The sequence below is a fragment of the Staphylococcus rostri genome, from assembly GCF_002902145.1.
Taxonomy (GTDB): domain Bacteria; phylum Bacillota; class Bacilli; order Staphylococcales; family Staphylococcaceae; genus Staphylococcus; species Staphylococcus rostri.
Map to the genome: position 1 here is coordinate 1 of NZ_PPRF01000100.1, position 1039 is coordinate 1039.

Below are 1039 nucleotides of genomic sequence, written 5' to 3' on the forward strand. Positions count from 1 at the left end.
TATAAAATAGTTTGACTTATTTTGACTTAATATGCCTTTTTCCAGATAGGAGTCCTGCTTTTCTTTATATACAAGATATTTAGTTAAGAAATCACTTATTAAAATGTCATTATATGATTCTGCAGTTAAGTCTTGATGGTTCTTTATAATTTCATTTTTAAGTTCGTTGAATTCTGAAGATGAATTTAATTTATCTTTGTTTTTATTCATTTTAATTTGAATATCCCATTTTTTAAGATTTATCTCACCCATTATTTGTCTTCTTACATTTTCAGCAGTTTGTTTAGCAAATTCTGTTTTGTCTGAAATGGCAAGTAAGAATTCATCAAAGTATGATTCTATTGTTTTTAAATCTAAGAATAGGAGAACGGAAGAGCCTTCTTCAACGATTTCTTGTGATATATCATCAATATCGATTTTACTTTGACTATCTATAAAAAATGATAATTTATCATTTTTAAAAATTTCCGATTGATATATATTTGGGACATTGTCAGTAAATATACCGTTTGAATCTGATTTTACTGTATGTTGTTCAATAATTTGATCTGGTTGATTTACGAAGTAACTAATATAAACTGTTTCATTAGGTAATGATTGTCCTTTAATTAAGTTATATTCATTAAATGTGATTCTTTCTGGTACAAATTCATTGCTGATTTTATGTATAAAATAGTTGAATTTCTGAAACCATAATTCTATTTTCCATTTGTTCTTTATCATACTAATCATCCATTTCTATAAAATATTAATATTTTTGGGTGAATTTTGAATGGTATAACTATTATAAGATGGTAAGTGCTGTTTTAATATGTTTAGCCTTTTTTTGCAGTTTTTCTAAATCAGACTCTATGTCTTTTATAGCTTCCTCAATATCATTAATCATTGGTTTATTAGCTTTAAAAAAAGCAATTCCATGCTCATCTTTCTCGGGATGGCTATTTAATCGGTATGGAGTTATGTTATGAGTATATTCATCTCTATACTTTACGGTACGAATAGGACTGTTTTTATTAAGTATATTTCCTAATTTTTTAAA

Annotated in this window: 2 pseudogenes; both read right to left on the reverse strand. The window is 25.8% G+C overall.

Annotated elements, in window-relative coordinates:
• Nucleotides 1-723 (reverse strand): annotated as a pseudogene (locus CD122_RS10620) (hypothetical protein); the annotation flags it as partial.
• Nucleotides 724-784: 61 nt separating this feature from the next.
• Nucleotides 785-1039 (reverse strand): annotated as a pseudogene (locus CD122_RS10625) (Cthe_2314 family HEPN domain-containing protein); the annotation flags it as partial.